Origin of the sequence: Phaeobacter sp. A36a-5a (genome assembly GCF_037911135.1) — a bacterium.
Classification (GTDB): Bacteria; Pseudomonadota; Alphaproteobacteria; order Rhodobacterales; family Rhodobacteraceae; genus Phaeobacter; species Phaeobacter bryozoorum.
This window is the reverse complement of sequence record NZ_JBBLYU010000001.1, coordinates 967,614-994,429: the sequence shown is the minus strand read 5'-3', so window position 1 is coordinate 994,429 and position 26,816 is coordinate 967,614. Positions and strand designations below refer to the sequence as shown.

Below are 26,816 nucleotides of genomic sequence, written 5' to 3'. Positions count from 1 at the left end.
CGCGTAACCGGACTTGGGGCGGCGACTGCCGGGGACTGAGGTGTGCCATGGGGTTGAACCTGCTCTATTCCAACGACCGCAAAGGGACCTATCCCGATAGCTGGTATGCCGCAACGGCCACACCGCTGGCGCCTTTTGCGCCGTTGACGGGCGACGCCCGCGCTGATGTCTGCGTTGTCGGCGGTGGCTACACCGGGCTGTCGGCGGCGCTGCATCTGGCCGATTCCGGGCGTTCGGTGATCCTGCTGGAGGCCAACCGCGTCGGATTTGGTGCCTCCGGTCGCAACGGCGGCCAGCTTGGCAGCGGTCAGCGTATGGAACAGGACGGGCTGGAAAACCTGCTGGGTACGGCGGATGCCGAAAAGCTCTGGCAGCTGGCAGAGGACGCCAAGGATCTGGTGAAATCGCTGATCACACGCCACGATATCGACTGCCATCTGAAGCCCGGCATTGCCCATGCCTGTTTCTCAAAGGGCGAGGTCGACCACGAACACCGCTATGTGGAGCATCTGCAAAACCGCTATGGTTACCAGGAGATCACCGCCCTGGATCACGATGGTTTGCAGGCGATCTGCCCCTCGCCCGCCTATGTCGGCGGCTCTCTCGATATGGGGGCGGCGCATCTGCACCCGTTGAAATACGCGCTTGGCCTCGCCCGTGCCGCTGCGGCAGCCGGTGTGCGGATCTGTGAGGGCAGCGAGGTTCTGAACATCGACGAGGGCAAGCAGATCCGGCTGCGCACCGCGGCGGGGGAGGTCGTTGCCGATCAGCTGGTGCTGGCCTGCAACGGCTATCTCGGCGGGCTCAACCGCCGCGTGGCGGCGCGGGTGATGCCGATCAACAATTTCATCGCCGCGACCGCGCCGCTTGGCGCCGAAACCGCGCGGGTACTGGCCCGCGATGTGGCGGTGGCCGACAGCAAATTTGTGGTGAACTATTTCCGGCTCAGCCATGACGGCCGCCTGCTGTTCGGCGGTGGTGAAAGCTATGGCTACCGCTTCCCCAGCGATATCGCCGCCACCGTGCGCAAGCCGATGGTCCAGATCTTTCCGCATCTCCGCGATGTGAAGATCGACTACGCCTGGGGCGGCACCCTCGCGATCACCATGAAACGGATGCCCTATCTGGTGCGGCTGGCGCCCAATGTGCTCTCGGCCTCGGGGTATTCCGGCCATGGCGTCGGCACCGCCACCCATGCAGGCCAGTTGATGGCGCAGGCCATCGCCGGAGAGAGCGACGGCTTTGATACCATGGCCCGCGTACCCGCCCCCGCCTTTCCCGGCGGAACCGCCATGCGCAGCCCCCTGCTGGCGCTGGCGATGACCTGGTATGCGCTGCGCGACCGGATCGGCGTCTGATCCTGCGCGGCCCAGGCCACAGGGGCTCACCCCCGCAGATCACGCCCGCTGCCAAAGCAACAGTTCTGTGAAATTTTCCGCCAAAACCTGCCGATCCCGCGGGCGAGGCTTGGCATTTTTGCGCCAAGCATTTATGTTTTTGGAAAGGTAGATTCAGGATTTTGAAATATGAGCCAGGCATCCCCGTCGCAAGTCCCGAACGTCCATCAGGCAGAACCGATCCCGGAGGCCGCCCGCGCCGCCATTGACGCCCTGATGCAGTCTGGCGATCTGTTCCGCTACACCGCGCCGCAGGATGCGCCGGTTGCGCTGCTGGAAGAGGAATTTGCCCAGCTCCTTGGCAGCAAATACGCGCTGGCGGTCTCCTCCTGCTCTGCGGCGCTGTTCCTGTCGCTGAAGGCGCTGGACCTGCCCCGCGATGCCCGGGTGCTGATCCCCGGCTTCACCTTTGCGGCCGTGCCCTCGTCGATTGTCCACGCCGATTGCGTGCCGGTCCTTTGCGAGGTGGGGGCCAACTACCGGATCGACATGGCCGATTTCGAGGCCAAGCTGGGGGATGTGCAGGCTGTGATCATCAGCCATATGCGCGGCCATACCTCCGATATGGATGCGATCATGGCGCTCTGCAGCGCGCGCGACATTCCGGTGATTGAGGATGCCGCCCATTCGCTGGGCACCACCTGGCATGGCCGCAATATCGGCACGCTGGGCGCCATCGGCTGCTTCTCGTTCCAGTCCTACAAGATGATCAACGCCGGCGAAGGCGGTATCCTGGTTACCGATGATGCCGATCTGGTCGCCCGCGCCGTGATCATGTCCGGCGCCTATGAGCACAACTGGAAAAAACACAAATCCGCCCCCGGCGACAACACCGGCGCGCTCGAGCAGGCCTTTGCGAAATGGCAGAACCAGCTGCCGCTTTATAACCTGCGGATGAGCAACCTGTCGGCCGCCGTGATCCGCCCGCAGCTGCCCGAACTGGCGCGCCGGGTGCGCGACGGGCTGAAGAACCACGACTATGTCGCAGATCAGCTCAACCGCTCGCCGCATATCGACGTGCCTGCCCCATTGCCGCCGGAACAGCGCGCGCCGGATTCGATCCAGTTCAACCTGGTCGATATGAGCAGCGAGGAGATCAACCGCTTTGCCGCCGCAGCCGAGGCGCGGGGCGTCAAGGTGCAGATCTTCGGCCTCTCCGAAGACAACGCCCGCGCTTTCTGGAACTGGCAATTCCTGCGCGATATCCCCGAGCTGCCGCAGACCCGCGCCATGCTGATGCAGGCCTGCGATGTGCGCCTGCCGGTGCGCCTCAGCCGCGACGAACTCGATGTGATCGCCACTGTGCTGCTGTCTGCGATGGCCGACACCATGGGGGCCGCTGCCGCCTGACCCTGCGGGCGGCGGGGTTCATCGGACACCGGGGCGCGCAGGCTGAGGCGGCGCGCCTTTTTGCTGGCGGCTTAGGCCGCAAACCGGCGAATTCCCGACCGCAGCCCGCGCCGCCGCTGGACATTGCCCGCCACCCTTGCGAGGGTCTGGCAACGACCAGAAGGACAGCCCCATGAGCGCGCGCAAGATCATTATCGACACCGACCCCGGACAGGATGACGCTGTCGCCATTCTGCTGGCATTGGCCAGCCCAGAAGAGATTGATCTGCTTGGGATAACCTGTGTTGCGGGCAATGTGCCGCTGGCGCTGACCCAGACCAATGCACGCCGCGTCTGCGAAGTGGCAGGCCGCCCGGATGTCGCCGTGCACGCAGGTTGCGACACGCCCTTGGCCCGGCCGCTGATCACCGCCGAACATGTGCATGGCAAGACCGGCCTCGATGGGCCGGACCTTTGGGATCCAACCATGCCGCTGGCTGCAACACATGCTGTCGATTTCATCATCGACAGCCTGCGCCGCGAAGCTCCCGGCACCGTTACGCTCTGCCCGCTGGGGCCGCTGACCAATATTGCCACCGCTTTTCAGAAAGCCCCCGACATCGTCGCCCGCGTACAGGAGATCGTGCTGATGGGCGGCGCCTATTTCGAGGTCGGCAACATCACCCCGGCGGCGGAATTCAACATCTACGTCGACCCGGAGGCCGCCGCCGCCGTGCTCAGCTCCGGCGTGCCGGTCACCATGATGCCGCTGGATGTCACCCACAAGGCGCTGGCCACTCGCCCCCGGATCGAGGCGATCCGTGCATTGGCCACCAAAGTGGGCGATTTCACCGCCGATATGCTTGATTTCTTTGAACGCTTTGATGTCGAAAAATACGGCTCCGAAGGCGGCCCGCTGCATGATCCCTGCGTCATTGCCTATCTGATCCGGCCTGAGCTGTTCTCGGGCCGCAAGATCAACGTGGTGGTCGAAACCACCTCCGAGCTGACCCTTGGCATGACTGTGGCCGATTGGTGGGGGGTCACCGACCGGCCTGCCAATGCGCTGTTCATTGGCGATCTGGACGCCGATGGTTTCTTTGACCTGATCACCAGCCGATTGGCCACCCTATGAGCGCCGCGCTGCACCTTGCAGGCCCCGAGGATCTGACCCGTGTTCTGGATCTCGTCGCGGCCTTTCACGGCGAGATGGGCATCGCCTCAGATGAGCCGCACCGCCGCGCCGCCATTGAGCCGCTGCTGAACGGGCTGCCCTATGGCGCCGTCTATCTGATCGGCCCGACCCGCGCACCGGTGGGCTATATCGTTGTCACCTTCAGCTGGTCGGTGGAGTTTGGCGGCATGGATGGTTCTATCGACGAGCTGTTCATCCGCCCGCCCGTGCGCGGGCGCGGCATTGCCACCGAAGTGCTGTTTTCCCTGCCCCGCACCCTGGCCGAAGCCGGCATCAAAGCGCTGCATCTGGACGTCGACAGAAACAATGCGCCTGCCCGCGGCCTCTATGCCCGAGCCCGGTTCGAGCCGCGCGACACACACATGCTGATGAGCCGCAAGCTCTAGCACCGGACCACCGCGCATGCCGCCCGCTTGCGGACGCGCCCGGGCGTTCCCGGACGTGCGCGCAGGCCGCCGCATGGCGATTGCCTGTGCGCGGATGGCACGCTGTCTGGCGCCAGTTTCGCGCCCCGTGAATTATTTTTCATGACACAGGGAACCAATCTGCACGTCTGGGGTTCTCTCTTTGAACCAGCGGCGCGGGGCACCGGCCAGCGCCAGCGCGATGGAACAGACCAATTGAACACACCGTGGAACGTGTGGGAGCGCGCCGCCAACCGATAGGCGGCGCACGAAGACAGCGGCAGAAGCCGTGATGAACAGCCACCCACCGGGGTGGGCGCCGGGCGAACCCCCGCGCGCGTAACACCGGATCCGTCACGCCTCATCACACCATGGGGCCGTGGATCTGCACGACGGCGGCGGCCTTTTGGCGGTCGACCAAACCGGGGTTCAGGGGTGGGCCCCAGCAGCTGAGCGGAGCCGTCCTGGGGTGTGGCGGCTCCGGTTGGCGCCAGTCGAAGCGGGCCGGAGACGGCGTATCGCCGGGACAAGCCACAAAGATGCAGGAGCGCTCCTGCACAGCCATCACAAGCGCATCAATGACAGGAAAGGAAATCTCATGAAATCCCATATCCTCGCAGGCCTCAGCGCCGCGACGCTTGCGCTCTCCGCCTGCACCGATCTGACTCCAGAACAGCGCACAGTGGCCGGTGTTGCCGGTGGCGCCGCAGCGGGTCTGATTGCCGCCGACGCGCTCAAGGCCGATGACGACTGGCGCCTGATTGCTGCCCTTGGCGGGGCCGCCGCCGGTACGCTTGTGGCGCAGAACAACCAGTCGCGCCAATGCGCCTATTCCCGCGGTGACGGCACCTATTACACAGCGGCCTGCCCGTAATTCCGGCGCAGAGCGCGGGCGAGACCTGCGGCGTTCGCATCACGGATCGCGGATCGCGGATCCGACCCAACAGTCAAAGAAAGACCCTGAGAGCGGATCCGCTCTCAGGGTCTTTCCCTGTGGCCAACGGCTTGAAATTAAGCCGCGCCCCCTCTGCGCCAAGGCCCTGACATACTCAGGGCTGACAATGTCGATCCCCCTTTGGCAGGGCGCCTCAGAGCCCCCCGGCCACCATTGCGCCCTGTGTCATCGACATGTTGTGAACCGGATCAGCCACATTCGCGTCATGCCCTGTCAGCGGATAATGCCCGGGCCCCGCACAACCGGCCAGCAGGGCCACCGCAATGATGAACCCCAGCGGCAGCCAGCTTGCGGTTCCGGCCACCCTGACCGCAGGCTTCGGATAAACACTCTCCCGGGCTTTCAGATGTGCAGTCGCTCCCATGATCTTCCCCTCCTGGCCAGCGCCACCCCCGTAGCGCCTGCGACCAAGACTGCCATAGCTGCGATCACAGGTCTGTGAAGCAGGCCACAGAAGTGCGCCATCCGCACAGATTTCGATCTGAGAGGTTATCGGCGCAGATCCGGGGCCGTCCTCGCCCCGACACGCAGGCCCGACACGCAGGCCCGGCACTCAGACGCTCAGGACAGCCGACGCATCAGCTGCAGGTCGCAGGCAGTGGCATAGCCCATGGCGCGCTTGATCCCCGGCAGCATCGCCGCCCCGTTCATCGCAAAACTCAGCTCGATCAACCCCGCCTCGCCATAGGCCGCGCGCACGGCCTCCCGCGCCTCAGGATCGTCACTGCGCGTGCCAGCCACCGCCCCCGCCAGACGCACAACCGCCTCCAGCTCAGGTTCCAGCGCGCTGCCTGTCAGGATCGACCTGATCAGCTCGGGCGACAGCCCGGCGGATTTCGCAAGGTTGATCTCCGCCTCGACACAGGACCCGCAGTCCGCGCTCAGCGCCCCGGTCAGCCGCGCCGCATGATAGGCGGCAGCAGGCAGCTGACGGTTCGGATCCAGAAAACCAAACACCCGATTGTAGCGGGCCAGCAACCCCAGGTCCGTATCGGCAATGGCATGGGCATAATCGAGCGAGACGCCAATACGGCGTTCAGCCCGCCGGATCAGGAAATGGGCAACCTTCTTGAGCATGATAACCACACAACAACGGAACACAGGAACAAAAAGGCCGGAGCAACATGCCCCGGCTTCTGGTCTTACTTCAGGATCGAACGACCCGCGTATTCGGCGACTTCACCCAGCATTTCCTCGATACGGATCAGCTGGTTGTATTTCGCGAGCCGGTCAGAGCGCGCCAGCGAACCGGTCTTGATCTGGCCGCAGTTGGTGGCCACGGCGAGGTCGGCAATGGTGGCGTCCTCGGTCTCGCCGGAACGGTGCGACATCACATTGGTGTAGCGCGCACGATGGGCCATATCGACGGCTTTCAGGGTCTCGGTCAGCGAGCCGATCTGGTTCACTTTCACCAGCATCGAGTTGGCGCAGCCGCGCTCGATGCCCTCGGCCAGACGCGCCGGGTTGGTCACGAACAGATCGTCGCCGACCAGCTGCACCTTGTCGCCCAGCTCTTCGGTCAGGGCCTTCCAGCCGTCCCAGTCATCCTCACCCATGCCGTCTTCGATCGAGATGATCGGATAGTCCTTCACCAGCGCCGCCAGATAGGCCACGTTCTCTTCCGACGACAGGGTCTTGCCTTCGCCGGACAGAACGTATTTGCCATCCTTGTAGTATTCGGTCGCCGCGCAATCGAGCGCCAGGTAGATTTCCTCGCCCGGCTTGTAACCGGCCTTTTCAATCGACTTCAGCACAAAATCCAGCGCTTCGCGGGTGGAGGCGATATTGGGGGCAAAGCCGCCCTCGTCGCCGATCCCGGTCGACAGACCCGCCGCCGACAGCTCTTTCTTCAGGGTATGGAACACCTCGGACCCCATGCGCACGGCGTCGCGGATGTTGTCCGCAGCCACCGGCATGATCATGAATTCCTGAATGTCGATCGGGTTGTCGGCATGTTCGCCGCCGTTGATGATATTCATCATAGGAACCGGCAGAACCCGCGCCGAGGTGCCACCGATATAACGATACAGCGGCTGGGTGGTGAAGTCCGCCGCAGCCTTGGCCACCGCCATGGAAACACCCAGAATGGCATTGGCGCCCAGACGGCCCTTGTTCTCGGTGCCATCCAGCTCGATCATCGCCATGTCCACGGCAACCTGCTCGCAGGCGTCAAAGCCGACCAGCTCTTCGGCGATCTCGCCATTGACGGCGGCAACTGCTTCCAGAACGCCTTTGCCAAGGTAACGGGACGTGTCGCCGTCGCGCTTTTCCACCGCCTCATAGGCCCCGGTTGACGCACCCGACGGTACCGCCGCGCGGCCCATTGTGCCGTCTTCCAGCATGACGTCGACTTCAACGGTCGGATTGCCCCGGCTGTCGAGAATTTCACGGGCGTGGATATCGATAATGGTGCTCATTATTCAGGTCCCTGATCTTGGCAAGTGATTGCGGCAATTGGTGCCTGCGTCATAGCATTCACAGGTCAAAAGTAAACCATGAGCGTTATCGCTAACGTCACTTATTTTACGGGGTTAGGGCTAACAGTTCGCTGTTTGCGCAATCAATCGCCACCGCCGCCAGCCCGATGTGCTCAGACAGGGACCGCCGCCTGCGCCCGCGCCGCCCGCCGCGCCAGACGCCGCTCCCGCAGAAAGGTATAAAGCCCGGAGCCGATGATCAGCGCCGATCCCGCCAGCGTCATCATATCCGGCGCCTCGGCAAAGATCACCACGCCGATCAGGGTCGAAAACACCAGCCGGGAGTAGCGAAACGGCGTGATCACGGCGGCATCGCCGATCCGGGTGGCGGTGACAATCCCGTAGTACCCCAGCACGCCAAAGATGACGCCTCCCAGCAACATGCCCCATTGGCTGCCTTCCAGGGCAACCGGCTCTCCGGGCAGGATCAGCAGCATCACCAGCCCCGCCGGGATCACCGAGCCAAAGGCCTGCGAGCTGACCACGGCAGAGGGCACCGCGCTATCCATCACCCGCGTCATCAGGTCGCGCGCCGCAACCGCCACAACCGAGATCAGCACCAGCAGCACCCCCGGCTCAAATCCGGCCAGACCGGGCCGCACGATCATCAGCACCCCGGCAAAACCGACAAGGATCGCGGTCCAGCGCCGCCAGCCGACATCCTCGCCCAGAAACAGCGCCGCCCCGACAGTGACCGCAAGCGGCATCGCCTGAAACACCGCCGCCACGGTCGAGATATCCACCACCGCCAGCGCCGAGGCAAAACTGACCGCCGCCAGCGCCTCGGTCGAGGCACGCAGCACCGGTTGCCAGCGCCAGTTGCGTGGCGCCATCACCCGGTGGCCCTGCAGCTTGGCCCAGATCACAAAGATCGTGCCACTGCCCAGCCCCAGCATCATCAGGATCTGCCCCACCGGCACCGAGGTGGCGAGCTGCTTGATGAACATATCCTCCAGCGAAAACCCCGCCATGGCGAGGATCACCAGCAATATTCCCGAGACATTGTTCATCTTGATCGTTCCATTCCAATGGGTCCGATGGCTCTGCCGAGGGGCCGTGCCCGCCGTCGCTGCATCGACTGATCCGCACAACAAATAGCCGGAAGCGACCGCCCACTTGTCCATTTGCGACGCGACTCGATATTTGCGGCGCAGCTTCATGACTTCATGTGACCGCTCCTATCACGCGCCGTGATACTGGGCCACCGCCGGGCTGCGGCGCGCCCCGGAATTTTCCGGAATATTCGGACCCGTTATCCTGTCTAAGAAAACACGCCCCGCAGGCCGACCGGCATGTGGTCAGCGGGCGCGCGCTGGCTCAGCTCTTCTTGCGCGGCACGCCATATAGTTCCAACTTGTGGCCGCGCAGCTCATAGCCCAGCTTTTCGGCGATCTTCTCCTGCAAGGCCTCGATCTCCGGGTCGCAGAATTCGATGACCGCCCCGGTGGTCATGTCGATCAGATGATCGTGATGCTCGCGGTCGGCATCCTCGTAGCGGGCACGCCCGTCGCCGAACTCCAGCCGCTCCAGAATGCCCGCTTCGTCAAACAGCTTCACCGTGCGATAGACGGTGGCCAGCGAAATCGCCCCGTCCAGCGCGCTGGCACGGGCATAGAGTTCCTCGACATCGGGGTGATCGTCGCTCTCTTGCAATACGCGCGCAATCACCCGTCGCTGGCCTGTCATCCGCAGACCTATGGCTTCGCAGCGTGCGATAATCGTCTCGCTCATGGTCATCCCTTATTCAGCATGGCGTCCCTGTTTATACAAAGACGCCCGCGCCGCAAACCGGGTTTTAACAGTCTGTGGCGCAGAATATACAACAATTGCCCATTGACTTTATCCGCTGGCGGGGCCATCTGCCCTGTCAGGCATCCCTCCCTGCCGCGTGAGCAGAGGACGTCGGGCCGCGCCAGATCAATGCGCAGGCCAAACACCGACCCTAAGGATATGCCACCGTTCCCAATATCACGCGTGGGGCACTCGCAGCGACCAGCGGTCTGGCATGATGCCAGCCCCGCCCGAGGTCCCTGCCCCAACGACAGACCGCCCCCGTGGCGGCACCGGCCGAGCCCTGTTGGCGCGGCTGTGAAAGGACGAGACGTGACAGAATTTTCAACCATGGGGCTGCCCGAGCAGCTTCTGAAGCGCATTGCAGAACTTGGCTATACCGATCCGACCCCGATTCAGGCCCGCGCCATCCCGCATGCGCTGAACGGCAAGGACGTGCTGGGTCTGGCGCAGACCGGCACCGGCAAAACCGCCGCCTTCGGCGTGCCGCTGATTGCCCAGATGATGCAATACGGCCGCAAACCCGCCGCCAAGACCGTGCGCGGCCTGGTGCTGGCGCCGACCCGCGAACTGGCCAACCAGATCGCCGCCAACCTCAAGGGCCTGACCGAAGGCACCCCGATGAAAACCGGTCTGGTTGTCGGCGGCGTTTCCATCAACCCGCAGATCAGCCGCCTGTCGCGCGGCACCGATATCCTGATCGCCACCCCGGGCCGTCTGCTGGACATCCTTGACCGTGGCGCGCTGGATCTTGGCTCCTGCGACTTCCTCGTGCTGGATGAGGCCGACCAGATGCTGGACCTCGGCTTTATCCACGCGCTGCGCAAGATCGCCGCTCTTCTGCCGGCACAGCGCCAGACCATGCTGTTCTCGGCCACCATGCCCAAGCAGATGAACGAGATCGCCAATTCCTACCTGCAAAGCCCGGTGCGGATCGAGGTGAACCCTCCCGGCAAGGCTGCCGACAAGATCACCCAATCGGTGCATTTCATCGCCAAGGCAGAGAAGCTCTCGCTGCTGAAAGAGCTGCTGACCAAACACAAGGACGAGCGGACGCTGGTCTTTGGCCGCACCAAACACGGCATGGAAAAGCTGATGAAAACGCTGTCGGCCGCCGGTTTCTCGGCCGCAGCAATTCACGGCAACAAAAGCCAGGGCCAGCGTGAACGCGCGCTTGCCTCCTTCAAATCCGGCGAGGTCAAGATCCTCGTGGCCACCGATGTGGCGGCCCGTGGTCTCGATATCCCGGATGTGAAATACGTCTATAACTACGAGCTGCCCAATGTGGCGGATGCCTATGTGCACCGGATTGGCCGGACCGCACGCGCAGGCAAGGACGGTCAGGCCGTGGCCTTCTGTGCCCCGGATGAAATGGATGAGCTGAAGGCGATCCAGAAGACCATGAACCTCAATATCCCGGTGGCCTCAGGCCGTCCGTGGGAGGTTCTGCCCGATGCCAAGGCCCCGGCAGGCCGTCGTGGCGGCGGCAAACCCGGTGGCAGCGGCAAACCCGGCGGTCATCGCCGGCGTCGCAGCGGTGGTGCCGGTGGCGGCCAGAGCGGTGCGCGCAGCGGTGGATCCGGTGCCGCCGCAGGCGCGGCTCAGGGCAAACCCGGCGGTCAGCGCCGTCGCGCCCAGTAAACCCTCACCATGCCCCTATGGGGGCACGGCTGAAAACCAGACAAAGCCGGGGATGCCTTTTGCGTCCCCGGCTTTTTCGTCCCCGGTTTTTTTTTACTTTTTCGTCATCGACTTACCGCGCCGCCACCAGATCCGCCCAGACCGGCAGGTGATCCGAGGCGATATGCGCCGGACGGGCGCGATAGACGCCGCTGTCCACCACCTCCAGCCCCCGGCTGACCGCAATCCGGTCCAGCGCGCCAATCGGGCGCAGCGACGGAAAACTGGGCCGTGGCGGCACAAACCGCAGTTTCGGAGCCAGATGATCCAGCACCGGCTGGCGGGACCATTCGTTGAAATCTCCGGCCCAGACCGTCGGCAGATCCGGGCGCTTGGCGATGATCCCCGCCAGATGATGGACCTGCTCATGGCGCGCCTTGGTGGTCAGCCCCAGATGCGCGCCCACCACCCTGAGCGGTCCCAGCGCCGTCTCGAACAGCGCCCAGACCGCCCCGCGCGGCTCCAGCCCCGGCAGCGGAATATGGCCGTGATCCTGAAGCGCAATCCCGTCGCCCCGCCAGATCACCGCATTGCCATGCCAGCCCAGCGACCCCGCCCCGCCCAGATCAACAATCTGCCATCCTGCCTCATCCAGAATGAAATGCGGCAGCGCGGCGGGTCGTGGCGGCAGCCGCTTGTCGGCCTCCTGTAACAGCACCAGATCCGCCCCGGTGCCCTCGATCACCTGCAAGGTGCGACGCGGACGCCGACGCAGATCCAGCCCCATCGACTTCTGAATATTGTAACTTGCCAGCCGCAGCCGTCCCGGCCGGGTGCCCTGTTCCTGCGTCATTCCTCTGCCTTCTTTGCCACCGCGCCTTGTCACCGATCCGGTGCGTGATACGGCCACAGCATGGCCGAAATCCGCACCGCAGGCCAGAGCGCGCCCTGTCACACCCATCGCGGCCTAAGCATCTGTTTTCCCGGCTTGACTCTCGGACCAAGCCCACCTCCTCTGGCGGCATGAGTGAGAAACGCGCAATGGACGGCATCGGGGCCGCAATGCTGATCGGCTTCAGCGGGCTGATGGGCTTTAATCAGGTGGTGATCAAGGTCTCCAACGGCGGGTTCGGCCCGGTGTTTCAGGCGGGCCTGCGCTCTCTCATCGGGCTGGCGGTCCTGCTGACATGGCTCGCCTTTCGCGGCCAGCTGAAGCGCGCCAGCACTCCTGCCCCTGCCCCTGCCTCTGCCCAGGCGTCGGCGCATTGGAGCCGCTCTGTCCATTTCTGGGGGCTGGTGTCCGGGCTGTTGTTCACGGCCGAATTTGTCTGCCTCTATATCGCACTTGATCTCTCCTCGGTGTCGCGGGTCACGATCATCTTCAACTCGATGCCGGTCTGGCTGGCCCTGGCCGGCCATCTGCTCCTGCCCGGCGAGCGGCTCAACAGCCTGCGCATGTTGGGACTGATCCTGGCCATGGGCGGCGTGGTGCTGGCCGTGTTGCACCGGGGCAGCGGCGATGCCTCGCTGCTGGGCGATATTCTCGCGCTTGCGGCGACGCTGGCCTGGGCCGGGATCGCCCTCTGCGCGCGGCTGTCGCCACTGGCCCATGTCCCGCCGATCCGCCAGCTCACCTATCAGCTGGCCACATCGGCGCTGGTGCTGCTGGCGATCTCGCCGCTGTTTGGACCGCTGCTGCGCGACCCCACGGCGCTGCATATCTCCGGCGTGCTGTTTCAGGCCATCGCCATCGCCAGCCTCGGCTATCTGCTGTGGCTCTGGCTGATCAGCCTCTACCGCGCCAATGCCGTTGCCTCCTTCAGCTTCCTGTCGCCGGTGATCGCGGCCATTCTCGGCTGGCTGCTGCTGGACGAGGTGATCCTGCCGCAGGTCTGGGCCGCACTGGTGCTGGTCGCGGTCGGTATCCTGCTGATCAATCGCAAATAGGTTCAGGTGCCGCAGAAGGTCGCCTTCACCACCTCGCTCGCAGCCGGCGGGCGACGCAGATCCTCGGCCCCTGCCTGCACGGTATAGGGATCCGCCAGCACGGTATTGAGCCGCTCGAACGGGCCAAAATCGCCCGCAACGGCGGCACTGATCATCGCCTCGATCCGGTGGTTGCGCGGGATATAGACCAGGTTCGCTGCCGCCATCACCGCCGCCGGATCGGCCTCCTGCGCCAGACGCGCGCGCCAGTCCATTGCCCAGCCGTCAAACGCCTCAGGCTCCAGAAACTCATCGCGCACCTTGCCGGAGTCCGGCGCAACAGCATCGCCCAAGGCCCGGAAGGTATTGGTGAAATCCGCCTGTCCCGCCGCCATGCGCTGCATCAGGTCAGTGATCAGCGCCATATCGTCAGGCGTTGCCTCGGCAATGCCGATCTTGGCGCCAAAGCGCCGCAGCCAGGCGGCCTCGGTCCGGGCGGGCATCGCATGAACGATCTCGGTCGCCTCCTCAACCAGCGCCTGCGGATCCTCCGCCTGCTGGATCAGCGCGGTGGCCAGCTGCGCCAGATTCCAGACCGCAATATCGGGCTGGTTGGAATAGGCATAACGCCCCATCCGGTCGATCGAACTGAACACAGTGCTGGGGTGATAGACATCCAAAAAGGCGCAGGGACCATAGTCAATCGTCTCGCCGGAAATGGACGAGTTATCGGTATTCATCACCCCGTGGATAAAGCCTACCGACATCCAGGCCGCGATCAGCTCCGACTGCCGATCCCGCACCGCCCGCAGCAGCCCCATCGGCCCCTTCGCCTCAGGATAATGGCGTTGGATCGCGTAATCCGTGAGCTGCCGCAGCGCCGCCTGCTCGCCCCGCGCGGCAAAGATCTGAAAGCTCCCGACCCGCAGATGGCTCGCGGCCACCCGTGTCAGCACCGCGCCGGGCAAACCGCCCTGTTCGCGCCAGACCAGCTCACCGGTCGCAACCGCCGCCAGCGCGCGGGTTGTCGGAATGCCAAGCGCATGCATCGCCTCGCTCACCACATATTCGCGCAGGACCGGCCCCAGCCAGGCCCGCCCGTCACCGCCCCGCGAATAGGGTGTGCGCCCCGATCCCTTCAGCTGGATATCGCGGCGCTCGCCATCAACACCAACAGCCTCGCCCAGCAGGATCGCGCGCCCATCGCCGAGCTGCGGATTGTAGGTGCCAAACTGATGCCCCGCATAGAGCTGCGCCAGCGGATCGGCGCCATCGGGCACACGGTTGCCCGCAAAAATCTCGGCCAGCTCGGCCCTGTCACCCGCCCGGATGCCCAGCTCCGCGCCAAGTGCACCATTGTAGGCGATCAGCTCTGGCGCCTTCACCGGCACGGGAGCCTGTTTGCTATAGAACAGCGGCGGCAACGCGGCATATGTATTGTCAAAAGGGATGTGCAATGTCATGGCCCAAACATATGCGGCAAATGCCAAATTGCCAGAGCCAACAGACAAAACGGAGCACTGACATGACCGCCGATGAGATCATCGCCCGGCTGAACCTCCAGCCCCACCCCGAAGGCGGCTATTACCGCCAGACATGGATCGCCGAAACCACAGCCAGCCACGATGACCGCGCAACCGGCACCTGCATCTATTTCCTGCTGAAGGCGGGTGAGAGCAGCCACTGGCACCGTGTCGATGCCACCGAGATCTGGCTTTATCACGCTGGCGCGCCGCTGGTGCTGTCGCTGTCAGCCAGCGATGACGGCCCCGCCCACGACCACCTGCTGACCCCGGACCTGACCACCGGAGAACCGCAGCTGATCGTCCCCGAAGGCCACTGGCAGGCCGCCCGCACCACCGGCGACTATACGCTGGTCAGCTGCACCGTCTCACCGGGGTTCCGGTTCGAGGGCTTCACCCTCGCCGACCCCGGCTTCGATATCCCGCGCGCCTGACCCCAGATTTCGTCGAAGAAATTTGCCAGGAAACCTCCAAGTTTCCCGGCCGCCAGACCTCAGTCCTCGCGCCCCGGCACACTCACCACACCGCCGCCAACGCAGGCGCTGACACCGGTTGTGCCGGGACAGGAGGTCGGCAGCCCGCGCGCAACCCGTACCGCCAGATGCGCAAAGGCCTGCGCCTCCAGCATGTCGCCATCCAGCCCCACCGTCTCGATCGGCTGAACCGGGCAGTCCAGCGACACCCGCAGCATCTCCATCAGCACCGGGTTGTGGCGCCCGCCGCCAGTGACCAACACCACCTCCGGCGGCTCCGGGCAATGCTCCATCCCCTGTGCAACAGCAGCGGCGCACATGCCGGTCAGCGTCGCCGTCGCATCGCGGTCGCTCAATTCGGAGACCAGCGTGATCATCTCGGAAAAATCATTGCGATCCAGCGATTTCGGCGGCATCCGGGCAAAATAGGGCTCCGCCAGAAACAGCTCCAGCGCCCCGGTCTCCACCGCGCCGCCACGGGCAATCGCGCCGCCTTCGTCCATCATCTGCCCACAGCGCGCCTGCACCAGATCATTGATCGGCGCATTGGCAGGGCCGGTGTCAAACGCCAAAAGAGCGCCGGGATCCTCAGCCGCGTCACAGCGCGGATCGACATAGGTCAGATTGCCCACGCCGCCGAGGTTCAGGAAACACAGGGGTTTGTCCCGCTTCAGGTATTTGGCGCAAGCAAAATGAAAGAACGGCGCCAGCGGCGCGCCCTCGCCGCCCAGCCGCACATCGTCGCTGCGAAAATCCCAGACCACCGGGGTGTCAAGCTCAGCCGCCAGCGCCGCACCATCGCCCACCTGCAGGGTGCCCTGCACGCGTGGCGCATGGGCCAGCGTCTGACCGTGAAACCCTATGACATCAACCGGTCCCGCCGCTGCATCCTCGGCCAGAACCTGCGCCAGCAGCGCCGCATGGGCGCGGGTCACGATCTCAGCGGCGGCGTCCACCTGTGGCCCCTGCCACTGTCCCAATGCGGCCGCCAGCTGCGCCCGTTCCACCGGCTCATAGGCGCGATAGGCACTGGCGCCAAAGCCGTGGATCACCACGCCATCGGTCTCGACAATGGCCGCATCCACCCCGTCCAGCGAGGTGCCGCTCATGGTGCCAAGGGCGCGCAGAACGCCGGTCTTGGGGATCGCCACAGAACGGGCCGAGGAGGGGGATCTGGTCATGTTGATGGTGCCTGCTGTGATATTGGGCGCGCCGCGCCGGTTTGCGCCAAGGATACAGCAGCGAATTTCTTGCGCAAAGCCGTTCACACTGCTTTCCCCCCGGCAATTTGCGTTTTATACAGCAGCGCGCAATTTAGAAAGCCGAGGCACATCATGACCTACCACCCAAAATCGGACTTCATCGCAGTTATGATGGAACGTGGCTATCTGGCCGACTGCACCGATTACCAGGGCCTGGACGAGGCGCTGATGACCCCCGGCCAATCCGCCTATATCGGCTTTGACGCCACCGCGACCTCGCTGCATGTGGGCTCGCTGATCCAGATCATGATGCTGCGCTGGTTCCAGAAAACCGGCCATAAACCGATCACCCTGATGGGCGGCGGCACCACCAAGGTGGGCGATCCCTCCTTCCGCGCTGATGAACGCCCGCTGCTGACGGATGAGCAGATCGATTCCAATATCGCCGGCATCAAGAAGGTGTTTGCCGCCTATATCGACTATGACAGCGGCGCGGGTAACGCCGCCATGATGCTGAACAACGCCGAATGGCTGGATGATCTGAACTACCTCACTTTCCTGCGCGATATCGGCCGCCATTTCTCGGTGAACCGGATGCTGTCGTTTGAAAGCGTGAAATCGCGTCTCGACCGCGAACAGTCGCTGTCCTTCCTCGAATTCAACTACATGATTTTGCAGGCCTATGACTTTTTGGAGCTGAACCGCCGCTACGGCTGCGTGTTGCAGATGGGTGGCTCCGATCAATGGGGCAATATCGTCAACGGCATCGACCTCACCCGCCGGGTGCTGGACCATGAGATCTACGGTCTCACCTCGCCGCTCTTGACCACCTCCGACGGCAAGAAGATGGGCAAATCGCAGAATGGCGCGATCTGGCTCAATGGCGATCTGCTCTCGCCTTATGAGTTCTGGCAGTTCTGGCGCAACACCACCGACGCCGATGTGGGCCGCTTCCTGAAGCTCTATACAGAGCTGCCGGTGGACGAATGCAACCGCCTGGGTGCGCTGGAAGGGTCGGAGATCAACGCCGCGAAGGTGATCCTCGCCAATGAGGTGACCACCCTGCTGCACGGTGCCGAGGCCGCCGCTGCCGCCGAGGCCACCGCCCGCGAAGTGTTCGAGAAAGGCGGCATTGGCGACGACCTGCCCACGCTCAGCCTGACTGCCGCAGATCTGGGCGATGGCATCTCCATCGTGCAGCTGATCGTGAAATCCGGGCTGGCCAAATCGGGCAAGGACGCCAAGCGCCTGATCGCCGAGAACGGCGCCAAGATCGACGACGCGCCGCTGACCGATGCAGGGCTGATGATCGACGCCGCCGCTCTGGCCTCGCCGATCAAACTGTCTGCGGGCAAAAAACGCCACGCGCTGGTGCAGCTGGAGGGGTAATCGCCCCGCGGTGCAGCCGACGGGCCGGACCAACCGACAGCAATCAAAGAAAAGGGGCCGCTGTGGCCCCTTTTTCGATCCCGAAGATCAGACCAGCCGCAGCGCCATTGCCAGCCCAGGGCCGAGGCGTTGCGGGAACCTCCGCAAAAGGCTCCCGCCCGTCATCCCCCATCCCGGATGGGGTGTTCCCGTTGGGCGGGGCGCCGCGCCCGGGCGCGGCGCGGCAGCCCATCACGACAGGGCATCACCGCTGTGCACCGGAGCTGCTGCCACGACCCTGCCCTCGGATCCCGGGCTAAAACAAAAGGCTTCACAGCACCCAGAGATCCAGCAGCATCAGCACCAGCCCAACCGGCAGCGACAGCGCCAGAGCCACCAGAAGAGCCGCAGCTTTGGTGACCCGCGGAGCCGGTGCGGAATGATTTCGAATTTTATTCGCATTTTTCATATCTTCATTAACCATCATTTAGGTTTCGCTGCGGTTAATGGCGCCATGTTCGATTTCACACCAGCAGATGTCATGCCCCGCCCCATTCTCCGCGACGAAACCATCTCTGCCCTACCGCAATCGGCGGAATTTGCCCGCGCGCTTCAGGCGACGGGCAAGGACCCTCTGGTGCTGAACCAGATGAAAGGCACCGTCGTCATGCGCCGCAAGCTCTGGGGCCGCATCAACGTGGCCATGGTCAACCGCGCCCGCATCGACAAGCCGTTGCGACTGCTGGAACAATTGCAGGAAAACGGCCTGCGCCGCACGCCCGTCATCCTGTCGCCAGAAACGCCGACCCCCGCCCTCGCCCGCCACGGCGCGGTGGCGCTGGTCAGCCCGGCGCATGTCGGTTTGCTCGACCTCACCGGTGACCCGGATCAGCGCCGCGCGGCGCTGCATCAGAAATGGCGCAACCGGCTGGTCCATGGCGAACAGCAGGGGCTGCGCATCACCCGCCAATCCCTGCCCCAGACCCCGGCGCACTGGATCTTTGCTGCTGATGCCGCGCAGCAATCCAGCCGCGGCTATCGCAACTGGCCGGTGGATCTGACCCTGGCCTATGCCCGCGAGAACAAGGGGATGGCCAAGATTTTCGAAGCCCATGACGGCAAGGAGATCGTCGCCGCCGTGCTGGTGCTCTGCCATGGGCGTGGCGCCACCTATCACATCGGCCATACCACCGATCGCGGCAAGGCGCTGTCCGCCCATAACCTGCTGATGTGGGAGGCGATGTCCTGGCTTGCCAAACGCGGCTATGAACAGCTCGACCTTGGCGTGATCAACACCGAAAACGCCGCCGGTCTGGCCCGCTTCAAACTGGGCACCGGCGCACGGCTGCACCAGCTGGGTGGCACCTGGGCCTATTGGCCGCCGCTGGGTCGGCTGCTGCGTCCGCTCGCCGCGCTCGACAAACGGCTGATGAACCCCGGGCTCTCTGGACACTGCTAGGGGGACGTGATTATCTGAACACACGTTCAGATATGAACCCGATAGCATAGACCCACGGGAGGAGCCCTGCTCATGAAACTGTCGCAAACCGCCGCCGTCATCACCGGCGGCGCCTCTGGCCTTGGTGAGGCCACCGCCCGTCATTTTGCCGCCCAAGGCGCCCAGGTCACGCTCCTGGATCGTGACGCCGAACGCGGCGCTGCCGTAGCCTCCGAAATCGGCGGGCATTTTGCCCAGACCGATGTCACCAGCGAAGAGTCGGTAGCCGCAGCCATGGCGCTTGCCAGCGAGAAGATGGGCAAGATCAACGTCTGTGTGAACTGCGCAGGCATCGCCCTTGGCATCAAGACCGTGGGCCGCGATGGCGCGCACCCTCTGGATGCCTATCAGCGCACCATCGACATCAACCTTGTCGGCACCTTCAACGTCGCCCGGCTCGCTGCGGTGGAAATCGCCAAATGCGAGGCTGAGGCAGACGGTGGCCGGGGTGTCATCATCAACACCGCGTCAATCGCGGCCTTTGACGGCCAAAAGGGTCAGGCTGCCTATGCCGCCTCCAAAGGCGGCGTTGTGGGCATGTGCCTGCCGATGGCCCGTGATCTGGCCTCTTCGGGCGTGCGGGTGATGACCATCGCGCCGGGCATCTTCATGACCCCGATGCTGGCGGGCCTGCCGGAAGAGGTGCAGCAGCAGCTCGCCGCCGATGTGCCCAACCCGGCCCGGCTTGGCGACCCTGCCGAATATGGCCGTCTGGCCGGGTTCATCGTCGAGATGGGCTATCTCAACGGCGAGGTGATCCGCCTCGACGGCGCGCTGCGGATGCGCTGAGGCGCTCTCGGTTACCCGCATCGAAACCAAGACCTCAAGGGGCAGACCACCCCTTGAGACACCCCCTCTCCGCGCGATACGGAATTGATCAGCGACAGCCTCCCGGTTCTCCGCTAGCCTGTCGCACAACCTTGCCGAGGGGGAGCAGACCCATGACCCAGCCCAACCTGCCGCTGACCGGCGCCTGTCTCTGCGGTGCTGTCCAGCTGCATGTCACCGCCTCCCCCCTGCTGACGCTGGCCTGCCACTGCCGCGATTGTCAGAAACTTGCCGCCAGCGCCTATTCCCTGACCGTCATGTTTCCGGCAGAGGCGGTCACCGTCACGGGAGAGCTGGTGCTGGGTGGAAAACACAGCGAAGAGCGCAAGCATTATTACTGCCCGACCTGCCTCAGCTTTGTCCTGTCCCGCCTGAAGGCGGCACCAGAACGGGTGAACCTGCGCGCCTCTTTGCTGGATGATCTGACTTGGTTCACCCCCTTTGTCGAAGTCATGGCCGAGGACAAACAGCCCTGGGCGACGGTTCCGGCCTCTCACAGCTATGCCCGCTTCCCCACCACGGCAAAGGAGCTGGCGGATCTGATGGATGATTACGCCAAAGCCATCGCACCCTCCGCGGCCGGCAGGGATCCGGCATGAGCCGATCCGAACGACAAAAGATGCAGGCGGGCGACTGGTACTGTTGCCTGGACAGCGAACTCTCAGCGTTGCGTCATCAGGCCCGTCTGGCGGTGCATCAGCACAATCACCGCCCCCCTGATCCCGGCGACAGCCTCAGCCCGTCGCTGGCAGCCCTCTTTGCCGGTCATGGGCAGAATTGCCTGATCGAGGCCCCGTTTCACTGCGCCTACGGGGTCAATATCACCCTCGGGCATCAGGTCTATCTGAACGCGGGCTGCACCATCCTTGATACCGCGCCGGTGCGCATTGGGGACCGCTCCATGCTGGGGCCGAATGTGCAGATCTACTGCGCCCAGCACCATAAGGATAAAGCTTTGCGCGCCAAGGGGTTGGAAATCGCCCATCCGGTCACGCTGGGGTGCGATGTCTGGATCGGTGGCGGCGCGATCATCCTGCCCGGCGTCAGCATCGGCGATGGCGCCATCGTCGGTGCCGGCGCGGTGGTGACACGAGATGTGGAGGCCGGGGTGACAGTGGTCGGCAATCCGGCGCGGGCGCTTCCTCGCTAGCATCCGCAGGGTCAAAACTCGCACCCGTTGCGCAGCAGCCGCGCGCCGCCTTAGGCTTCAATCAGGAAAAATTTATATTTTACAAAAGACTACGGCAGCGTCTTTGACCCAATGTTTCGCACGCGAAACATTGGGTCAGCCCTGCTTACCGAAAAATCAGAGGGGCTTCAGCCTGCGGATTTCTCTTCCAGCTCCAGCCATTCCTCCTCAGCGGCAGAGAGTTTCTCCTGCCGCTCCACCAGCGCATCGGTGGCCTTCTGGAACTTCACCGGTTCGCGGGTGAACAGCTCGGGATCAGCCATCAGCTGCTGCAATTTGGCAATCTCCGCCTCCAGCCGCTCGATCTCTCCGGGCAGCGCCTCCAGCCGGTGTTTTTCCTTAAAGCTCAGACCGTCCTTGGGCTGCGCTTCCTGCTTGGGTTTCGGCTTGCTCGCCTTGGCTTTCTCCGCCTTCTCTGCGGCACCTTCGACCGGGGCACGCTGCGAGAGGTAATCGCTCCAGCCGCCAGCATAGGCCGTGGCGCGCCCGCCGCCTTCCATGGCGATGGTGGTGGTGGCCACGCGGTCCAGAAAATCCCGGTCGTGGCTCACCAGCAGAACCGTGCCATCGTAGCTGTCCAGGAGTTCCTGCAACAGGTCGAGCGTCTCGACATCCAGATCATTGGTCGGTTCGTCTAGCACCAGCAGGTTGCTCTGCCGCGCCATCAGCCGCGCCAGCAAGAGACGCGCCTTCTCGCCGCCGGACAGGGACCGCACCGGCGCGCGGGCCTGCGCCTCGTCGAACAGAAATTCCTTCAGGTAGCCGACCACATGTTTCGGCTGCCCCCGGACCATCACCTGATCCGCCTTGCCAGAAATCCCCAGAAGCGGATCCGAGGTCAGGTTTTCCCAGAGACTGGCATCGCCGTCCAGCTGATCGCGGGTCTGATCAAACAGCGCCAGCTCCAGATTGGTGCCCATCTGCACATGGCCTTCATCAGGCTGTTCCAGCCCCAGCAGCATCTTCAGGAGCGTGGTCTTACCTGCCCCATTCGGCCCGACAAAGGCAACGCGATCGCCGCGCTGCACCTTCAGCGAGAAGTCCCGCACAATTGCCTTGTCACCGTAGGATTTCGTCAGCCCTTCGGCCTCGATCACCTTGCGGCCCGATTTCGGGCCCGCGTCCAGCGCCAGCTCAGCCGTGCCCTGCCGCTTGATCTGGCTGGACCGCTCCTCCTTCAGATCCTGAAGCGCGCGCACCCGGCCCATATTGCGTTTGCGGCGGGCGGAGATGCCCTCCACCGCCCAGCGGCTTTCGGATTTGATCAGCCGGTTCAGCTTATGCCTCTGCTGGTCTTCTTCTTCCCAGATCTTGTCGCGCCAAGCCTCAAAGGCATCAAACCCCTTCTCCTGACGGCGCACCTGCCCCCGGTCCACCCAAAGCGTCGCGCGGGTCAGGGCACGCAGAAACGCCCGGTCGTGCGAAATCAGCACAAAGGCGGCGCGGGTCGATTTCAGCTCATTCTCAAGCCAAGTGATCGCCTCGATATCCAGATGGTTGGTCGGCTCGTCCAAGAGCATCAGATCCGGTGCCTCGGCCATCAGCTTGGCCAGCGCCGCGCGGCGTTTTTCACCACCGGAGGCCGTCGCCACAGGGCGGGCGGGATCAAACTTCAGCCCCTCGCCTGCCCGCTCCACCTTGTACATCTCGCCCGGATCCAGTTCGGAACTGGCAAAATCGCCCAGCGTGGCAAACCCGGTCATCTGCGGGTCCTGCTCCATATAGCCGACGGATTTGCCCGGCGGCACCACCAGCGAGCCGGTGTCGGCCTCGACCAGACCGGCCATCACCTTCATCAGGGTGGATTTGCCGGAGCCATTGCGCCCGACCAGCGCCACCCGGTCGCCGGGTTGCACCACCAGATCAAGATCCGCGAACACCGGATCGCCCCCAAAGGTGAGGGAGATACCGGACATCTGTAAAAGAGGAATACGTGCCATGTGAGGCTGCTAAACCGGGGCGCGGGGCAGGTCAACGGCTGTCAGCGCACCGGATGGTCAACGCCGGTGACAATGGCGCGCAGCAGACGTTTGCGCGCTGCGGGAATGGTGGCGATTTCCACCGCCGTAAAGAGATGCAGCGTGCCAAGCTCGCGGTCGATCACCGCATGGTCGCTGACCCAGCCGCCCATCATCAGATAGGTGCGCAACAGGGGTGGCATCTGCTGCTGCGCCGCCTTGCCATCCACGGGCGGCAGATCCAGTGCCGCAAGGGGCAGCACCTGCGCCGCCCGCACCCCCACCCCCTGCCCGGTCGGTGCCTGATGACGGGCCAGCAGCAGGGCAAGGGCCTGCCCATAGGGCGCCGGATCAACACCCTGAAAGGACGAGCAGCCAAACAGCAGCTCGACCCCGTGATCATCGACAAACGCCGTCAGCGCCCCCCAGGCAAGCCGCAGGATATCGGCATCCTGCCAATCGGGATGGATGCAGAACCGACCCAGCTCCAGCAACGGGCCACGACGGGCGGAAAACATATTCAGATCATATCTTTGCGCGGAATAACTCTGGGCGATATATGCGCCATCTGGCAGCAGCAGAAGGCGAAAACAACAGACCAGAACACCGCTGGCCTGATCCTCGATCAGCATATGCTGGCAGCGCAGGTCCAACGGTTCTGCGTCGAGCTTGCTACGGCCGAAACACAGGCTTCGCAGCGCCCGCGCCCGTTGCAGATCGCCGCCATCACCGGCCACCTGCCCGGCGCCATCAATCAGCCGGACCCGATAGCGGCCACGACACAGCAGCGGCCGCGGCGCGACCTTTGCAGGGGACATCTTCACAAGGGGCAACAGATCACGCAACGCAGCTCTTCCAGCGACCACAGGCACCGCAGCCTGAGGCCTGCCTAGCATGGATCACGTATCAGCCAAACGACGAAAGCCACCCCGGATCGGGATGGCTTTCTCAGAATTTGATATGCAGGCCAATCAGACCCGCCGCATCATTCGATCAGCCCACCGGGACCAAAGTTGCCGAGGCTGCCCAGCAGCTGGCGCAGGAAGGTCTTGTCCTGCACGTTAGAGCTGGTCACGCGGCGTTGCAGGGGAATCACCCGGCCCTGCTCCAGACCGTAGCGTTCGATCCCCGTGACCACGCCCTGATCGTTGAAATTGATCGCAACCAGCTCCCGCGAGACCGGCTTGCTGGCCGAAGGACCACGTCGGCGCATCAGGGTGGAAACATAGTAGTAACCGCCATCGGTCAGCACGCCCTCTGCCGCCGGAACCCCAATGGTTTCAGCAACGCTGTCCTTGGTATCAACGCCGACAACCACCTCTGACAGCAGCTCTTCGCTGGGGACATATCCGTGCTTGCGGTACATGGAACAGGCGCCAACCGCGAGCCCCGCTACCAAGAGAACCGTGACCCTTGTCGCCGCCTTCAGCGACCTCATACGTTTGGATGCCATGCTACTCTCTTGCCCCCCGGCTTGAATACGCCTTTGAACCGGATTACCTAAACCAAGCCTCCGGTTCAAGAAACGAAAGTCCCCCAAATGTCTGAGAGCACCGCTTTTCGGGTCGCTGACCTGCCGCAAAACCGCGCAACCTCGTTCGAACTGCGCCCCGACGCCGCTGGTCTGACCGCCCTCGCGCAGGAGCTGGGCGTCGACGATCTGCGCAAACTGCGCTTTGCCGGAGAGATCCGCGCTCTGGGCAAACGTGACTGGGAACTGGTTGCGGATCTGGGCGCCACCGTGGTGCAGCCCTGCGTGGTGACACTGGATCCGGTGACCACCCGCATTGATCAGAAGGTGCGCCGCAGCTTTATCGCCGGGATGGTGCATCCCGACAGCGAGGAAGAGGTGGAGATGCCCGAGGATGACACCAGCGAACCGCTGGGCAGCCATATCTCCCCGCATGAGGTGATGGTCGAAGCGCTGGCGCTGGCGCTGCCGCAATACCCCCGTAAAGACGGCGTCTCGCTCGGAGAATCAGTGCACGCCGAACCGGGTGTTGCCCCGATGCGCGACGAGGACACAAAGCCCTTTGCCGGGCTGGCCGCGCTGCGTGATCAGCTTGACGGCAGCCGCGAAGACTGAAAAGAGAGCGGCCAGACGATTCCGATTGGTGTTCATGCGCTGACCGGCCAAAAAACCACTTGCGCCAGCGTCAATTCGCAGTATTTTCGCGCGCTCATCGGAATTTTGGTTGGACATCGGCAAGGCTGAGGCCTAAACGCACGGCAGACCGATCGAAACATTGAATGTGAAACGCGCCGCGGGGACAGCCCCAAGGCCCCAAGTGACAAAGGTTGAGACATGGCTGTCCAACAGAACAAAGTATCCAAGTCGCGTCGCAACAACCGCCGCGCGCACGATGCACTGGTTGCTGCAAACCCGAACGAATGCGGCAACTGTGGCGAACTGAAGCGTCCGCACCACGTATGCCCCTCCTGCGGCCACTACGACGAGAAAGAAATCGTCGCAGCCGCTGACGAGATCGACATGGACGAAGACGCGGCCTAAGCCGCGTCTGCACCAGACTTAATGTCAGGCAGGCATTTTCATGGCGGGTAAACCCGATCAGATGCAGAAGAATGCCGGCCGCATAGTTATTTCGGTTGACGCCATGGGCGGAGATGCCGGCCCCGCAGTTGTGGTGGCCGGCATTGCCATGTCCGCCGAAAAGAACCCCGATTTGGGGTTCATCCTGCATGGTCCCGAAGAACAGCTGACGCCGCTGGTCGCCAAGAAGCGTATTCTCGACGGCCGGGTGGAATTCCGCGATGCCCGCGATGTGGTCACCATGGAGGACAAGCCCTCTCAGGTGATGCGCCACGGCAAGGGCACGTCGATGTGGTCGACGCTGGAGTCGGTCAAGGAGGGTGAAGCCGCCGGTGCGGTCTCCTGCGGCAATACCGGCGCGCTGATGGCGCTGTCGATGCTGCGGCTGCGCAAGCTGCCCGGTGTGAACCGCCCGGCCATTGCGATTCTCTGGCCGTCGCGCAATCCGCAGGGCTTCAACGTGATGCTCGATGTTGGCGCCGATGTGCGCGCCGACGCGCAGGATCTGCTGCAATACGCCATGATGGGCACCTCTTATGTGCGCAATTCGATGGACATTCCCCGCCCCCGCGTGGGCCTGCTGAATGTCGGCACCGAAGAGCACAAGGGACATGCCGACCTGAAAGAAGCCTATGGGCTGATCTCGGATCATTCCGAAACCGGGGGGTTTGACTTTGTCGGTTTTGTCGAGGGCAGCGATATCCCCGGCGATGTCGCCGATGTGATCGTCACCGACGGGTTCACCGGCAATGTCGCGATCAAGACCGGCGAGGGCACTGCCAGCCTGATGCGTGTCGCCCTGCGGGAAGCCTTTGAATATTCGTTCCTGTCCAGGATTGCGGCGCTGCTGGCGATGACCTCGCTCAAGCGGCTGTCCAAGCGCATGGACCCGCGCCGGGTCAATGGCGGTGTTTTCCTTGGTCTCAATGGCACCGTGGTGAAATCCCATGGTGGCGCGGATGCCACCGGTGTCTCGGCGGCGGTGAAGCTGGCCTTCCGTCTTGCCCAGCAGGGGTTTGCCGAAAAACTCGCCGCACGGGTTGCATCCTCTGTGGCGCTTACCCAAGATAAACCAGCGCAAATGGACGAGACCAAAACCGACCAGGCGCCCACCAAAAAAGACTAAAAGGCA

The 26,816-nt window shown here is 63.8% G+C and carries 28 protein-coding genes; 16 read left to right on the top strand and 12 right to left on the bottom strand.

Annotated elements, in window-relative coordinates:
* Positions 1-47 precede the first annotated feature (47 nt).
* The 5 genes from WLQ66_RS04670 (at position 48) to WLQ66_RS04650 (ending at position 5,199) form a co-directional block, all read left to right on the top strand.
* Positions 48-1,358, top strand: coding sequence for an NAD(P)/FAD-dependent oxidoreductase (locus WLQ66_RS04670; protein ID WP_340545215.1), 1,311 nt, complete (start codon positions 48-50; stop codon positions 1,356-1,358).
* 168 nt (positions 1,359-1,526) lie between these two features.
* Positions 1,527-2,747: a DegT/DnrJ/EryC1/StrS family aminotransferase gene (locus tag WLQ66_RS04665; protein ID WP_340545214.1), complete on the top strand. Its 1,221-nt coding sequence runs from the start codon at positions 1,527-1,529 to the stop codon at positions 2,745-2,747.
* Between the two features lie 172 nt (positions 2,748-2,919).
* Complete coding sequence (locus WLQ66_RS04660) at positions 2,920-3,861, top strand: nucleoside hydrolase (protein ID WP_340545213.1); 942 nt, start codon at positions 2,920-2,922, stop codon at positions 3,859-3,861.
* Positions 3,858-4,307 carry a GNAT family N-acetyltransferase gene (locus tag WLQ66_RS04655; RefSeq protein WP_340545212.1) on the top strand — a complete coding sequence of 150 codons (450 nt, stop codon included), beginning with the start codon at positions 3,858-3,860 and terminating at the stop codon, positions 4,305-4,307. Before WLQ66_RS04660 ends, WLQ66_RS04655 begins: the two co-directional genes overlap by 4 nt.
* A gap of 616 nt (positions 4,308-4,923) precedes the next feature.
* On the top strand, positions 4,924-5,199 hold the full coding sequence (locus WLQ66_RS04650; RefSeq protein ID WP_340545211.1) for a glycine zipper 2TM domain-containing protein: 276 nt from the start codon (positions 4,924-4,926) through the stop codon (positions 5,197-5,199).
* Between the two features lie 214 nt (positions 5,200-5,413).
* On the opposite strand, the gene WLQ66_RS04645 is transcribed toward WLQ66_RS04650, so the two are convergent.
* The 5 genes from WLQ66_RS04645 to WLQ66_RS04625 all read right to left on the bottom strand — a co-directional run bounded on the left by WLQ66_RS04645 (position 5,414) and on the right by WLQ66_RS04625 (position 9,488).
* Positions 5,414-5,644 carry a hypothetical protein gene (locus WLQ66_RS04645; RefSeq protein ID WP_340545210.1) on the bottom strand — a complete coding sequence of 77 codons (231 nt, stop codon included), beginning with the start codon at positions 5,642-5,644 and terminating at the stop codon, positions 5,414-5,416.
* A gap of 197 nt (positions 5,645-5,841) precedes the next feature.
* Positions 5,842-6,357, bottom strand: coding sequence for a hypothetical protein (locus tag WLQ66_RS04640; protein WP_340545209.1), 516 nt, complete (start codon positions 6,355-6,357; stop codon positions 5,842-5,844).
* A gap of 65 nt (positions 6,358-6,422) precedes the next feature.
* A complete protein-coding gene (gene eno, locus WLQ66_RS04635; protein ID WP_340545208.1) occupies positions 6,423-7,697 on the bottom strand; it encodes a phosphopyruvate hydratase in 1,275 nt (424 codons plus the stop codon).
* A gap of 173 nt (positions 7,698-7,870) precedes the next feature.
* On the bottom strand, positions 7,871-8,767 hold the full coding sequence (locus WLQ66_RS04630; RefSeq protein WP_340545207.1) for a DMT family transporter: 897 nt from the start codon (positions 8,765-8,767) through the stop codon (positions 7,871-7,873).
* Positions 8,768-9,074: 307 nt separating this feature from the next.
* Complete coding sequence (locus tag WLQ66_RS04625; protein WP_340545206.1) at positions 9,075-9,488, bottom strand: Fur family transcriptional regulator; 414 nt, start codon at positions 9,486-9,488, stop codon at positions 9,075-9,077.
* Positions 9,489-9,860: 372 nt separating this feature from the next.
* Here WLQ66_RS04625 and WLQ66_RS04620 point away from each other — a divergent pair, with 372 nt between their 5' ends.
* Positions 9,861-11,189, top strand: coding sequence for a DEAD/DEAH box helicase (locus WLQ66_RS04620; protein WP_340545205.1), 1,329 nt, complete (start codon positions 9,861-9,863; stop codon positions 11,187-11,189).
* A 112-nt stretch (positions 11,190-11,301) separates the two neighbouring features.
* Here WLQ66_RS04620 and WLQ66_RS04615 read toward each other — a convergent pair whose 3' ends face one another.
* Positions 11,302-12,021 carry an endonuclease/exonuclease/phosphatase family protein gene (locus tag WLQ66_RS04615; protein WP_340545204.1) on the bottom strand — a complete coding sequence of 240 codons (720 nt, stop codon included), beginning with the start codon at positions 12,019-12,021 and terminating at the stop codon, positions 11,302-11,304.
* Between the two features lie 188 nt (positions 12,022-12,209).
* Here WLQ66_RS04615 and WLQ66_RS04610 point away from each other — a divergent pair, with 188 nt between their 5' ends.
* A complete protein-coding gene (locus tag WLQ66_RS04610; protein ID WP_340545203.1) occupies positions 12,210-13,115 on the top strand; it encodes a DMT family transporter in 906 nt (301 codons plus the stop codon).
* Between the two features lie 2 nt (positions 13,116-13,117).
* Here WLQ66_RS04610 and WLQ66_RS04605 read toward each other — a convergent pair whose 3' ends face one another.
* The gene (locus WLQ66_RS04605) at positions 13,118-14,557 is read right to left on the bottom strand and encodes a protein adenylyltransferase SelO (RefSeq protein WP_340545202.1); all 1,440 of its coding nucleotides are present in this window, start codon (positions 14,555-14,557) and stop codon (positions 13,118-13,120) included.
* 62 nt (positions 14,558-14,619) lie between these two features.
* Between WLQ66_RS04605 and WLQ66_RS04600 the strand changes: the two genes are divergently transcribed.
* Positions 14,620-15,051, top strand: coding sequence for a cupin domain-containing protein (locus WLQ66_RS04600; protein WP_340545201.1), 432 nt, complete (start codon positions 14,620-14,622; stop codon positions 15,049-15,051).
* A 59-nt stretch (positions 15,052-15,110) separates the two neighbouring features.
* Here the strand turns inward: WLQ66_RS04600 and WLQ66_RS04595 are convergent, their stop codons facing one another.
* A complete protein-coding gene (locus WLQ66_RS04595; protein WP_340545200.1) occupies positions 15,111-16,271 on the bottom strand; it encodes an anhydro-N-acetylmuramic acid kinase in 1,161 nt (386 codons plus the stop codon).
* Positions 16,272-16,424: 153 nt separating this feature from the next.
* Between WLQ66_RS04595 and tyrS the strand changes: the two genes are divergently transcribed.
* Positions 16,425-17,681: a tyrosine--tRNA ligase gene (gene tyrS, locus WLQ66_RS04590; RefSeq protein WP_340545199.1), complete on the top strand. Its 1,257-nt coding sequence runs from the start codon at positions 16,425-16,427 to the stop codon at positions 17,679-17,681.
* Positions 17,682-17,991: 310 nt separating this feature from the next.
* Here the strand turns inward: tyrS and WLQ66_RS04585 are convergent, their stop codons facing one another.
* The gene (locus WLQ66_RS04585) at positions 17,992-18,129 is read right to left on the bottom strand and encodes a hypothetical protein (protein ID WP_340545198.1); all 138 of its coding nucleotides are present in this window, start codon (positions 18,127-18,129) and stop codon (positions 17,992-17,994) included.
* 45 nt (positions 18,130-18,174) lie between these two features.
* On the opposite strand from WLQ66_RS04585, the gene WLQ66_RS04580 reads away from it, so the two are divergent.
* The 4 genes from WLQ66_RS04580 (at position 18,175) to WLQ66_RS04565 (ending at position 21,136) form a co-directional block, all read left to right on the top strand.
* Positions 18,175-19,119 (top strand): GNAT family N-acetyltransferase, encoded by a 945-nt coding sequence (locus WLQ66_RS04580; protein WP_340545197.1) that lies wholly within the window; start codon positions 18,175-18,177, stop codon positions 19,117-19,119.
* A 72-nt stretch (positions 19,120-19,191) separates the two neighbouring features.
* The gene (locus WLQ66_RS04575) at positions 19,192-19,947 is read left to right on the top strand and encodes an SDR family NAD(P)-dependent oxidoreductase (RefSeq protein WP_340545196.1); all 756 of its coding nucleotides are present in this window, start codon (positions 19,192-19,194) and stop codon (positions 19,945-19,947) included.
* Positions 19,948-20,099: 152 nt separating this feature from the next.
* Positions 20,100-20,585, top strand: coding sequence for a GFA family protein (locus WLQ66_RS04570; RefSeq protein ID WP_340545195.1), 486 nt, complete (start codon positions 20,100-20,102; stop codon positions 20,583-20,585).
* Positions 20,582-21,136 (top strand): sugar O-acetyltransferase, encoded by a 555-nt coding sequence (locus WLQ66_RS04565; RefSeq protein WP_340545194.1) that lies wholly within the window; start codon positions 20,582-20,584, stop codon positions 21,134-21,136. The genes WLQ66_RS04570 and WLQ66_RS04565 overlap by 4 nt, the downstream gene beginning before the upstream one ends.
* Before the next feature lie 167 nt (positions 21,137-21,303).
* On the opposite strand, the gene WLQ66_RS04560 is transcribed toward WLQ66_RS04565, so the two are convergent.
* The 3 genes from WLQ66_RS04560 to WLQ66_RS04550 all read right to left on the bottom strand — a co-directional run bounded on the left by WLQ66_RS04560 (position 21,304) and on the right by WLQ66_RS04550 (position 24,586).
* Positions 21,304-23,115, bottom strand: a complete 1,812-nt coding sequence (locus WLQ66_RS04560; protein WP_444739776.1) for an ABC-F family ATP-binding cassette domain-containing protein — start codon at positions 23,113-23,115, stop codon at positions 21,304-21,306.
* A 41-nt stretch (positions 23,116-23,156) separates the two neighbouring features.
* On the bottom strand, positions 23,157-23,951 hold the full coding sequence (locus WLQ66_RS04555) for a GNAT family N-acetyltransferase (protein WP_374015623.1): 795 nt from the start codon (positions 23,949-23,951) through the stop codon (positions 23,157-23,159).
* 167 nt (positions 23,952-24,118) lie between these two features.
* Positions 24,119-24,586 carry an outer membrane protein assembly factor BamE gene (locus tag WLQ66_RS04550; protein ID WP_340545192.1) on the bottom strand — a complete coding sequence of 156 codons (468 nt, stop codon included), beginning with the start codon at positions 24,584-24,586 and terminating at the stop codon, positions 24,119-24,121.
* Positions 24,587-24,673: 87 nt separating this feature from the next.
* Here WLQ66_RS04550 and WLQ66_RS04545 point away from each other — a divergent pair, with 87 nt between their 5' ends.
* The 3 genes from WLQ66_RS04545 to plsX all read left to right on the top strand — a co-directional run bounded on the left by WLQ66_RS04545 (position 24,674) and on the right by plsX (position 26,810).
* Complete coding sequence (locus WLQ66_RS04545; protein WP_340545191.1) at positions 24,674-25,219, top strand: YceD family protein; 546 nt, start codon at positions 24,674-24,676, stop codon at positions 25,217-25,219.
* Between the two features lie 219 nt (positions 25,220-25,438).
* A complete protein-coding gene (gene rpmF / locus WLQ66_RS04540; protein WP_014874239.1) occupies positions 25,439-25,645 on the top strand; it encodes a 50S ribosomal protein L32 in 207 nt (68 codons plus the stop codon).
* 40 nt (positions 25,646-25,685) lie between these two features.
* Positions 25,686-26,810, top strand: coding sequence for a phosphate acyltransferase PlsX (plsX, locus tag WLQ66_RS04535; protein ID WP_340545190.1), 1,125 nt, complete (start codon positions 25,686-25,688; stop codon positions 26,808-26,810).
* The last annotated feature ends 6 nt before the right edge of the window (positions 26,811-26,816 follow it).

Excerpts from the sequence above, each read along its gene's own strand:
- WLQ66_RS04670 (WP_340545215.1), top strand. The coding sequence starts at position 48 with ATGGGGTTGAACCTGCTCTATTCCAACGACCGCAAAGGGACCTATCCC.
- WLQ66_RS04665 (WP_340545214.1), top strand. The coding sequence starts at position 1,527 with ATGAGCCAGGCATCCCCGTCGCAAGTCCCGAACGTCCATCAGGCAGAA.
- WLQ66_RS04660 (WP_340545213.1), top strand. The coding sequence starts at position 2,920 with ATGAGCGCGCGCAAGATCATTATCGACACCGACCCCGGACAGGATGAC.
- WLQ66_RS04655 (WP_340545212.1), top strand. The coding sequence starts at position 3,858 with ATGAGCGCCGCGCTGCACCTTGCAGGCCCCGAGGATCTGACCCGTGTT.
- WLQ66_RS04650 (WP_340545211.1), top strand. The coding sequence starts at position 4,924 with ATGAAATCCCATATCCTCGCAGGCCTCAGCGCCGCGACGCTTGCGCTC.
- WLQ66_RS04645 (WP_340545210.1), bottom strand. The coding sequence starts at position 5,644 with ATGGGAGCGACTGCACATCTGAAAGCCCGGGAGAGTGTTTATCCGAAG.
- WLQ66_RS04640 (WP_340545209.1), bottom strand. The coding sequence starts at position 6,357 with ATGCTCAAGAAGGTTGCCCATTTCCTGATCCGGCGGGCTGAACGCCGT.
- eno (WP_340545208.1), bottom strand. The coding sequence starts at position 7,697 with ATGAGCACCATTATCGATATCCACGCCCGTGAAATTCTCGACAGCCGG.
- WLQ66_RS04630 (WP_340545207.1), bottom strand. The coding sequence starts at position 8,767 with ATGAACAATGTCTCGGGAATATTGCTGGTGATCCTCGCCATGGCGGGG.
- WLQ66_RS04625 (WP_340545206.1), bottom strand. The coding sequence starts at position 9,488 with ATGAGCGAGACGATTATCGCACGCTGCGAAGCCATAGGTCTGCGGATG.
- WLQ66_RS04615 (WP_340545204.1), bottom strand. The coding sequence starts at position 12,021 with ATGACGCAGGAACAGGGCACCCGGCCGGGACGGCTGCGGCTGGCAAGT.
- WLQ66_RS04610 (WP_340545203.1), top strand. The coding sequence starts at position 12,210 with ATGGACGGCATCGGGGCCGCAATGCTGATCGGCTTCAGCGGGCTGATG.
- WLQ66_RS04605 (WP_340545202.1), bottom strand. The coding sequence starts at position 14,557 with ATGACATTGCACATCCCTTTTGACAATACATATGCCGCGTTGCCGCCG.
- WLQ66_RS04600 (WP_340545201.1), top strand. The coding sequence starts at position 14,620 with ATGACCGCCGATGAGATCATCGCCCGGCTGAACCTCCAGCCCCACCCC.
- WLQ66_RS04595 (WP_340545200.1), bottom strand. The coding sequence starts at position 16,271 with ATGACCAGATCCCCCTCCTCGGCCCGTTCTGTGGCGATCCCCAAGACC.
- tyrS (WP_340545199.1), top strand. The coding sequence starts at position 16,425 with ATGACCTACCACCCAAAATCGGACTTCATCGCAGTTATGATGGAACGT.
- WLQ66_RS04585 (WP_340545198.1), bottom strand. The coding sequence starts at position 18,129 with ATGAAAAATGCGAATAAAATTCGAAATCATTCCGCACCGGCTCCGCGG.
- WLQ66_RS04580 (WP_340545197.1), top strand. The coding sequence starts at position 18,175 with ATGTTCGATTTCACACCAGCAGATGTCATGCCCCGCCCCATTCTCCGC.
- WLQ66_RS04575 (WP_340545196.1), top strand. The coding sequence starts at position 19,192 with ATGAAACTGTCGCAAACCGCCGCCGTCATCACCGGCGGCGCCTCTGGC.
- WLQ66_RS04570 (WP_340545195.1), top strand. The coding sequence starts at position 20,100 with ATGACCCAGCCCAACCTGCCGCTGACCGGCGCCTGTCTCTGCGGTGCT.
- WLQ66_RS04565 (WP_340545194.1), top strand. The coding sequence starts at position 20,582 with ATGAGCCGATCCGAACGACAAAAGATGCAGGCGGGCGACTGGTACTGT.
- WLQ66_RS04560 (WP_444739776.1), bottom strand. The coding sequence starts at position 23,115 with ATGGCACGTATTCCTCTTTTACAGATGTCCGGTATCTCCCTCACCTTT.
- WLQ66_RS04555 (WP_374015623.1), bottom strand. The coding sequence starts at position 23,951 with ATGTCCCCTGCAAAGGTCGCGCCGCGGCCGCTGCTGTGTCGTGGCCGC.
- WLQ66_RS04550 (WP_340545192.1), bottom strand. The coding sequence starts at position 24,586 with ATGGCATCCAAACGTATGAGGTCGCTGAAGGCGGCGACAAGGGTCACG.
- WLQ66_RS04545 (WP_340545191.1), top strand. The coding sequence starts at position 24,674 with ATGTCTGAGAGCACCGCTTTTCGGGTCGCTGACCTGCCGCAAAACCGC.
- rpmF (WP_014874239.1), top strand. The coding sequence starts at position 25,439 with ATGGCTGTCCAACAGAACAAAGTATCCAAGTCGCGTCGCAACAACCGC.
- plsX (WP_340545190.1), top strand. The coding sequence starts at position 25,686 with ATGGCGGGTAAACCCGATCAGATGCAGAAGAATGCCGGCCGCATAGTT.